Source organism: Arthrobacter sp. TJ-265 (assembly GCF_058269135.1).
Window position 1 is genome coordinate 125,878 of sequence record NZ_JBZCND010000006.1, and the last position, 7,527, is coordinate 133,404.

Annotated in this window: 10 protein-coding genes; 4 read left to right on the plus strand and 6 right to left on the minus strand. The window is 62.0% G+C overall.

The window, feature by feature from the left end; translation table 11 throughout:
* Positions 1-223 precede the first annotated feature (223 nt).
* Positions 224-1,000 (plus strand): trehalose-phosphatase, encoded by a 777-nt coding sequence (otsB, locus tag AC4D2E_RS16590; protein ID WP_490953321.1) that lies wholly within the window; start codon positions 224-226, stop codon positions 998-1,000.
* 37 nt (positions 1,001-1,037) lie between these two features.
* Here otsB and AC4D2E_RS16595 read toward each other — a convergent pair whose 3' ends face one another.
* Positions 1,038-1,409, minus strand: coding sequence for a recombinase family protein (locus AC4D2E_RS16595; protein ID WP_490910479.1), 372 nt, complete (start codon positions 1,407-1,409; stop codon positions 1,038-1,040).
* 306 nt (positions 1,410-1,715) lie between these two features.
* Here AC4D2E_RS16595 and AC4D2E_RS16600 point away from each other — a divergent pair, with 306 nt between their 5' ends.
* Positions 1,716-2,333, plus strand: a complete 618-nt coding sequence (locus tag AC4D2E_RS16600) for a hypothetical protein (RefSeq protein WP_490953322.1) — start codon at positions 1,716-1,718, stop codon at positions 2,331-2,333.
* 73 nt (positions 2,334-2,406) lie between these two features.
* Here the strand turns inward: AC4D2E_RS16600 and AC4D2E_RS16605 are convergent, their stop codons facing one another.
* The 5 genes from AC4D2E_RS16605 to AC4D2E_RS16625 form a co-directional block, all read right to left on the minus strand.
* Entirely contained in the window at positions 2,407-3,090 is a 684-nt protein-coding gene (locus tag AC4D2E_RS16605; protein ID WP_490910481.1) for a hypothetical protein, read from the minus strand.
* 57 nt (positions 3,091-3,147) lie between these two features.
* Entirely contained in the window at positions 3,148-3,639 is a 492-nt protein-coding gene (locus AC4D2E_RS16610; RefSeq protein WP_490910482.1) for a DUF421 domain-containing protein, read from the minus strand.
* Positions 3,640-3,681: 42 nt separating this feature from the next.
* On the minus strand, positions 3,682-4,089 hold the full coding sequence (locus AC4D2E_RS16615) for a four-helix bundle copper-binding protein (RefSeq protein WP_490910483.1): 408 nt from the start codon (positions 4,087-4,089) through the stop codon (positions 3,682-3,684).
* A gap of 176 nt (positions 4,090-4,265) precedes the next feature.
* Positions 4,266-4,703 (minus strand): DUF1622 domain-containing protein, encoded by a 438-nt coding sequence (locus tag AC4D2E_RS16620; protein WP_490910484.1) that lies wholly within the window; start codon positions 4,701-4,703, stop codon positions 4,266-4,268.
* A gap of 361 nt (positions 4,704-5,064) precedes the next feature.
* Positions 5,065-5,487 (minus strand): hypothetical protein, encoded by a 423-nt coding sequence (locus AC4D2E_RS16625; RefSeq protein ID WP_490910485.1) that lies wholly within the window; start codon positions 5,485-5,487, stop codon positions 5,065-5,067.
* A 411-nt stretch (positions 5,488-5,898) separates the two neighbouring features.
* Between AC4D2E_RS16625 and AC4D2E_RS16630 the strand changes: the two genes are divergently transcribed.
* A complete protein-coding gene (locus AC4D2E_RS16630; protein WP_490910486.1) occupies positions 5,899-6,465 on the plus strand; it encodes a hypothetical protein in 567 nt (188 codons plus the stop codon).
* Between the two features lie 174 nt (positions 6,466-6,639).
* On the plus strand, positions 6,640-7,248 hold the full coding sequence (locus AC4D2E_RS16635) for a flavodoxin family protein (protein ID WP_490910487.1): 609 nt from the start codon (positions 6,640-6,642) through the stop codon (positions 7,246-7,248).
* Positions 7,249-7,527 lie beyond the last annotated feature (279 nt).

Sequence of the window (7,527 nt, forward strand, 5' to 3'; positions counted from 1 at the left end):
GCGAGAGGTCACCTCGGGTGAGCGGTGGACGGGCGCAGTTTCCCCGAGTGGCGGGGCGGTCTCACCCGACTTCAGCTCCTGCTGGTAGAGGTCATCCACCTGCGGGCGGGTGGAGCCCGAGGGGTGGAGCTCAAGGCCGTCCACCTGTGGGTGAACCAATCACTGGTCGTTCGAATGTTTCGTCGCCGGTTGGTCCGTCGTGCGCGCGGTCTAGGGTGAAGATATGGACGCAGCGACCGCAGTGATGCAAGCCCTGACCACAAGCGAGCAAGCTGGGTTGATCATGGACTTCGACGGGGTTCTCTCGCGGATCACCGACAATCCGGGTGCCAGCGAGCTCCTGCCAGGCACCGAGAAGATACTCGCTGCTCTGGCCACTAAGCTCTCGGTCGTCGCCCTCCTCTCGGGGCGGCCTGCCGCGTTCCTCACTGAGCGAGCAAGCATCCCCGGGGTGGAACTTTACGGTTCCTACGGGCTGGAGAGCGTTACCGAGAACGGCATCCAGGTCGTACCGGAAGCCCGGCCGTGGATGACCGTTGTTGAGGAAGCCACCCGAGTGCTGCACCAGGAGCTGGAAGGTGTCGAAGGTGTAACCGTCGAAGAAAAGTCCCTCGCAGTGGCCGTGCACTGGCGGCTCGCGCCGGACCAGGACAGAGCTATGAAGCTCATCGCCCCACTCATGCAGGGTGTGATCGACACATACGGGTTGCGCCACGAGCCCGGCAAATTCGTGGAGGAGCTCCGAATGCCCCTGGATCAGGACAAGGGCACCGCTCTTCAAAAAATCATCAGCACCCAAGCCCTCCAGACAGTCGCGTACGCAGGCGATGACCGAGGAGACCTACCAGCCTTCGAGACAGCAACCGCAGCAGGCGGGTACGCGCTTGTCGTCGACGGCCCCGACATGGCGCCGTCAATCAACAACATCACCGGTGCCCACTTCAACGGACCGGAACACTTCCAGTCCTGGCTGCACCAGCTCAATGACGCCCTGCACTAGCAGCGGACCTCCACGAAGGATCGACTGTCTCCGACGGTCAACGCACCGCCCCGGCAGTAGTGGCTAGGAAAAAGCTCGGTCCGGTCTGTCCACGAATCAGGACACCTCGTTCACTCCTAAGCTGAGATAGCGGTACACCGTCGCCCGACTGGCGCCAATGATCTTCCCGATATCGGCTGGAGCAAGACTGTGCCCTTTGAGGTCCCGCGCTCGCCTGACCTTTTGCATGATCTGCAGTTACTTCCCGCCGGCCAGCTTTCCGCCCGTACTCGGCCACCGCCATGCCGGCCCTAGTCCGCTCAGCGAGCTGGTCCCGCTCCAGCTGCGCGAACGCGGACATGACAGTCAGCATCGCCCGACCCATCGGCCCGGTTCTGCTGATGCCTTCGGTGACGCTGCGGAAGTGCACCCCCCGTTGCTCCAGGTCATCAATGAGGGCCAGCAGATTCCGGGTGTTGCGTAGCGGTACGTTCGCATTCGCTACTGGCTGTTCTGCCCGCGAAGGTGCGACTGGTCGGCGCCGTTGCGGTTCTGGAGATAACGATCAACATACGTTAGTTGCGTGCTGCAAGCAGTGCCTGCGAGAGTTGTAAGCATACTGATATTTGCGAATCGTCAAGTATCAGATGCGAACGCTGCTTTGAGGACGGCCGGAATGACGAGAGGGCCGACAACGGCTCGAGCACGGATCAAACCTCACCTTAAGGAGCACATCGTGGCACAAGGAGACTCATCGGGTGCGAGCACCCCGAAAAGCCGGCGTGACGACGTCGTAGCCGCCGAGAGGGATCGCTTCGGTGGCATTAAGTTCGGGTCGGCGTTCTTCGGCTGGCTGACCGCAATCGGTTTGACCGTGATCCTCAGTGCTCTCGCCGCGGCGATCGGCGTCGGCGTCGGGGCAGCTAATACGAGCAGTGCGAATGACGCCGCGAACCAGGCACAGCAGAACGCACAGACCATCGGCGTAGTCAGCGGGATCGTCCTGGCGATCATCCTCTTCGTCGCCTACTACTGTGGCGGCTATGTCGCCGGCCGCATGGCGCGGTTCGACGGCGTGAAGCAGGGCGTGGCCGTATGGCTGTGGGGCATCATCATCGCGATCGTCCTTGCGATCCTCGCTGCGGTGGCTGGCGACCAGTTCAATGTGCTGTCCAACCTCAACGGCGCTCCGAGCATCCCCGTGGACGGCAGCGCACTTACGGCTAGCGGCCTGGTCGCCCTCGCGATCGCAATCCTCATCCCACTGATCGGTGCGGTCCTCGGCGGCAAGGCCGGCATGAGCTTCCACCGCAAAGTCGATCAGGCAGGGATTGATCACCAGCTTGGACGCTGAACTCAACCAGGTGAGCCTCAGGGGCGGACGCCTGAAGGAGGTGCCACCCGATCAGAGTGGCACCTCCTCGACGTTAACGCGGTTCCCCAGAGGCCTGGTTGGTGTCGCGCAGGAAGAAGGCACCGAGTGATCCAGCGAGCGTGGCGAACACCGCCACCGAGTAGACGGCGAGCAGCACCTGCAGGATGCGTGCGAAGGGTGTTGTTGGTGTCAGGCCGCTACCGGTAATTGTCGCCATCGCTGATTCGAAGAGCGCGTCAGCGTAGGAAGCGTGCGTTCCGGTGGCATAGAGCAGCTGACTGGAGGCGAGAATGACCACCGCGGTCACGGCCACCAGCCACCCGATGCGACTGGACAAGAGTCGGCTAGCGGACCGCGATCCGCGCACACCTGCGGAGACGATGCCCCCGAACCGCGCGAACCGGGCCAGCCGGACAAAGCGCAACGCCTGTAGTGCCCGGAAGAATCGAAGGAAGGGCACCAGGAGGAAGACGACCTGCCACCAGTTCTTCTTCCAGAACGCGGGGCTGAATCCGGCGATGTAGGCCCGCAGTAGGAATTCGGCGACGAAAATTGCCCAGAACACCCACCCCAGAACGGTGAAGGTAAGGACTGTTCCTGTACTGGTGGCGAGGATCTGCCCAAGCACGACGAACAGGAAGATGACGCCCAGGATGCCCATCGGCTTGTCCAAGCGTGTCGCCATGACTTCCGCGCGACGAAGACCGGCCTCCCGAACCGCGGTTGGTTTATCCATTAGTTGTCGTCCCTTGAGCGTCATCCATCCGTCGTGACTCCGGACGGCGCGGGGCCATCAGTGGTCCGTGTCGGCGTAACCGGTGATACCACTCATGGCGGACCCGCTCCCGAGTTTGCTGGTGGGGATGACGCTGAGTTTTCCGTTGGTTTCCAGGACGACGGCGGCAATGGACGAGAGATCGCCTGAACCGGTGCCCCGCACCGCTTGCATGACTTCTGATTCGCTCAAGCGATTACGGTGCAATTCCTCGTACTTTAGGCGTCCGTTGATCACAAGGGCGGTGGGTTTAGCTGTGATGGCGCTGCGGGCGCCCGGCCAGCGCGCGGACACCCATGCGACGACGAACTGCAGCCCGGCCAGGAGGGCAAGGGCGGTCAGTCCCTCTGCGTAAGCTACATCGGAGCTAAGCAGGATTGTCGCAAGGGTCGAGCCAAGAGCCACGGTGACAATGAAGTCGAAGGCATTGAGCTGACTCAGCGTTCTCTTGCCGGACAGACGAAGAGCTCCTATGAGCGTCGCATAGGACACCGCTCCTACGATGAGCACCCGTAGAATGTCCGCCCACGAGTCAAACCACACTGACGACCCCTAGCCCAGTGACGTCAGCAGCGCATCGCATGCTTGCTCGCAACGCCGGCATGCTTCAGCGCAAATCCGGCAGTGCTCGTGCATGGAAGCATGCTCGGAGCACGTTTCCTCGCAGGCCTTGCATGCAGCGTGGCATGCTTCGAGTACTGCGCGGGTCAGGTTCGCGTCATATCCGGTGCGTCGGGAGAGGATCCTGCCCGTTGTGGCGCATATGTCAGCACAGTCGAGATTTGTCCGGATACAGCTGGCCAGATCAGCGATCATCTTCTCGGCGAGACAAGCGTCCGCGCAGGCTGTGCAGGTCTGGGCGCAGGCGAAGCAGGCCTCGATACACTCAACGAGCTTGTCGCGGTCAATACCTCCGAGATCCTGTGGGTACGTGTCGAGCATCGCGCGGGTGTCATCCATTGCTTTTCTCCTTCAGGTCCGTGTCGTGGGTTTATGGGATCCGTGCTTCCAATGCGCAGCAGCGACGTCTATTGGCTGCCGAGGTTGTGGGCACCACATCGCAGGTCTCGTCACTGCATTGCTTTCAAGTCTTACGGTGACGTGGATCGTAGTGCTGGCGGAGCTGTACTGCCCTCTCAGTTCGTCCTGGTCACCGCGGTCCCCCTTTCCTGCTCCGTTGTGGGCCCCTGATCCGAGTTCTCGCTCTCGGGTCGGTTGGGTGCGGGTGATGATTCCTTCTGCCATGGCCACCGTCCGGTGATCTCGAGCTCGAGCGAGAAACTGAGGAATGTCCGGATGAGGACAAGCAATGCCAGGACGCCGACCGAGGTGAAGGTCGGGGTGACAGCAACCGTTCGGATGATGTCAGCTGCGACGAGTAGCTCAAGCCCGAGGAGGATGGACCGTCCGAGCCGTCTGCGGTACGCATGGTAGACGCCGTCCTTGCTGTTGTTCCGTCGCACCACTCCGCTCAGGGCCACGAGGGTTGCCACGATGGCGCCAATAACGATTGCGGCGACGCCGGCTGCGTCGACGGCTATACCCACGGTTTCCATAAGGTGCTGGAAGTTCATGACTGTCGGCCCTTCCAAGAGTGACGGCACGGTTTCCAGTCTCAACCCATCAGGTTGCGCGGTTGGCTACGCGCCTCGGTGCTGAAGGTGCGGAGCTCCTCCTAGACAGCAGGTGTCGGCTGCATCCTGGGGATACCGCTTGATGGTGTGCTGCCACCACCCCATCCTCCTGTGCAACGTTGTTCCGTCGGCGTGCAGGGCTGCCGGTGTCGTAGAACCTGTGAGGGCAGAGAGATCGGACCATGAAACGGGGCCTTTCGACGCCTACGGCGGTGAACTACTCGGGCCTCAAGGCCTCGTTTCGTCGCATCCCTGTCAGATTGCGGCCGGCCTCAGGTCGGCCGCACGTCGTTGGGCGGTACTAGGGAAGGTCCTCGACGTCGTCGGCGACGACGACGAGTTCCTGCTCGTATTCCACGACGTAGGTGGACTCGTCGTCATCGAAGGTGAATCCTTCTTCTTCCAGATCGGTGAGGATGAAGTTCCTTACCGTGCCCGTCACCTGGACGTTGTCGCCTTCTTCGACTTCTTCACCCAGCCCGGTGCCGACGATGAGAGTTTCGTCTTCTCCGACGCTGAAGACATTGGGGCCGACCACTTCCTGAACTTCGGTCTGCAGGGTGACGGTCTCGCCGAGGATGGCTGCTTCGGCGGTGGGTCCCGCCTCTTCGGCTTCCTGAACGACGGTCTCCTCGGCGCAGCCGACGAAACTCAGGGCGGCGAAGGGCAGGAGCGCGGCGAGAGCGAACTTCCGGGCGAACAGGTTCTGCTTCTGGGTGGTCATGGTGTCTCCTTCAAGCGGGCGAGCGGTGACGTGGCCGCCTTCCCGCTGTGGTTGGGTATGGCTGTATACGTCTCTTCGACCGTAAGGACCCTTACCGTTCCGGGTCCACCGCCGTTACATGACCGACATCGCGCTGTGACCTCCTCACGGGGACAGCGTTACGTTCGCGACGGATCGTGACCTGTCCGCGATCTCCGGGTCCAATCCCTCGACCTTCAGGCATTCCGGGTGGGCCGGGGTTGTGGCAGCCCTATAGCGTGTGGTCCTGCCGAGCGTCGCGGGGGAGCGCATGTCGGATGTGGTTGACCGGCGGGTGCGGTCGTCGACAAGGTGGATGGACACCTTCACACCAATCGAGGACGGGACTGCAGGAACAGTGGTGCAGTCGGGTCCTCAGGATCGAGGAACATCATGCGTTTCGAAGACAGCAGGCTGACTCGCACGATCACTACCGGAGTAGTACTCTCTGCCGCACTCTGGGGCATCACTGGATGCTCGACTACCGAGGACGAACTGCCTGTTATCGTCGAGACGACGCCGGAGGCCGGGGTAGCGGGTGAGGACTCGGGGTCCGAGGATTCGTTCGCTGATTACACGGGAGTGTATGACCGCGAGTTCTACGATGACGTGGAGTTCTACGTGGGTGAGGAAGTCACCGTGGCCGCCATTGTCGGTGAAGTCATCTCTCCGAACGTCTTCACCATCGTCGATGCAGTCAACAGCGACCAGGAAGCCGCGGACGTAGTCGACATCGACGAGGTGGTCATCGAGCCGCTGCTGATCGTCCATGAGCAGGAGATTTCCGGGCTCACCCCAGGTCAACCCGTCGGGGTCGTCGGAGTTGTCCGCGAGGAGTTCCGTGTCGAAGCGATCGAGGGGGATCTGGCAGTCGAACTGAATGAAGACGACTTTGCCGAACGTGAGGAAAAGGCCTACATCGAAGTCACCGAGGCCGCACCAATGGCCGCTGGAAGCTGACAAATGAACGGACCCGCCCAGGTGCATACCGCCAACGTCTCAGCCAGCTCCTCGGACTCAGCTTTGTGAGCGTCTTGCTGGTGCTCCTCACCCGACCAGCAGATTCGATAAGCTGAAAAACACGCCGTGTCATCGGTGTGGGATTGATCGTCCCGGCGAAAGGAACACCCTGTCATGGCTGATCTGTCCGCTCTCGCTCTTGTCTGCACCCTCACCCCATCACCGGACCCCTCCAGCACTGAACTCATGGCCCAGCACATCCTCGATGAGTTCAAGGGCCACGGGGTGCGAACCTCGTCGCTGCGGGTCGTGGACTACGACGTCAAACGCGGTGTCAAGACCGACATGAGCAACGGAGACCAGTGGCCGATCATTCGGGAGCAAATCCTTGCCGCGGACATCCTGGTCCTGGCCACCCCGATCTGGATGGGACACCCCTGCAGCGTCGCCCAGCAGGTGCTCGAACGCTTGGACGCCGAACTGTCCGAAACCGATGATGAAGGCCGGCCCAGCATGTACGGGAAAGTCGCGACCGTCGCCGTCGTCGGCAATGAGGACGGCGCCCATAAAACCATCGCCGACATGATGCAGGGACTCAACGACGTCGGCTTCACCCTCCCCGCGCAGGGTGGCACCTACTGGGTCGGCGAGGCCATGCAGACCGTCGACTTCAAAGACCTGGCCCAGGTCCCCGATCCCGTCGCATCCACCAACACCGGTCTCGCCCGCAACGCCACCCACCTCGCTGCCTACCTCACCCGCGAGCAATACCCCGCCGCCTGACCCCGCGACGCCGCACGCACATCCCGCACCCCCCACCCAGGGGCCATCATCGCCATGGAGCCGACCAGCGATGCAGGTCCAGGCGCTGTCCGTGCACTCGAACAGCTGTGCCTGATACTTTGCGGTCCCTCCCTAACCCTGACGACAGTCCGGTCGGGACTGTAAGAAAAACGGTGTGTGAGGGTCCGGCCTGATCCGAGAGGAGATGGCCGTGAACGACTTCACGACCGAAGCAACAGAGACGATGATCGATCCTGTGACGGGAGAGATCATCGATCA

Excerpts from the sequence above, each read along its gene's own strand:
- otsB (WP_490953321.1), top strand. The coding sequence starts at position 224 with ATGGACGCAGCGACCGCAGTGATGCAAGCCCTGACCACAAGCGAGCAA.
- AC4D2E_RS16605 (WP_490910481.1), bottom strand. The coding sequence starts at position 3,090 with ATGGATAAACCAACCGCGGTTCGGGAGGCCGGTCTTCGTCGCGCGGAA.
- AC4D2E_RS16615 (WP_490910483.1), bottom strand. The coding sequence starts at position 4,089 with ATGGATGACACCCGCGCGATGCTCGACACGTACCCACAGGATCTCGGA.
- AC4D2E_RS16620 (WP_490910484.1), bottom strand. The coding sequence starts at position 4,703 with ATGAACTTCCAGCACCTTATGGAAACCGTGGGTATAGCCGTCGACGCA.
- AC4D2E_RS16625 (WP_490910485.1), bottom strand. The coding sequence starts at position 5,487 with ATGACCACCCAGAAGCAGAACCTGTTCGCCCGGAAGTTCGCTCTCGCC.
- AC4D2E_RS16630 (WP_490910486.1), top strand. The coding sequence starts at position 5,899 with ATGCGTTTCGAAGACAGCAGGCTGACTCGCACGATCACTACCGGAGTA.
- AC4D2E_RS16635 (WP_490910487.1), top strand. The coding sequence starts at position 6,640 with ATGGCTGATCTGTCCGCTCTCGCTCTTGTCTGCACCCTCACCCCATCA.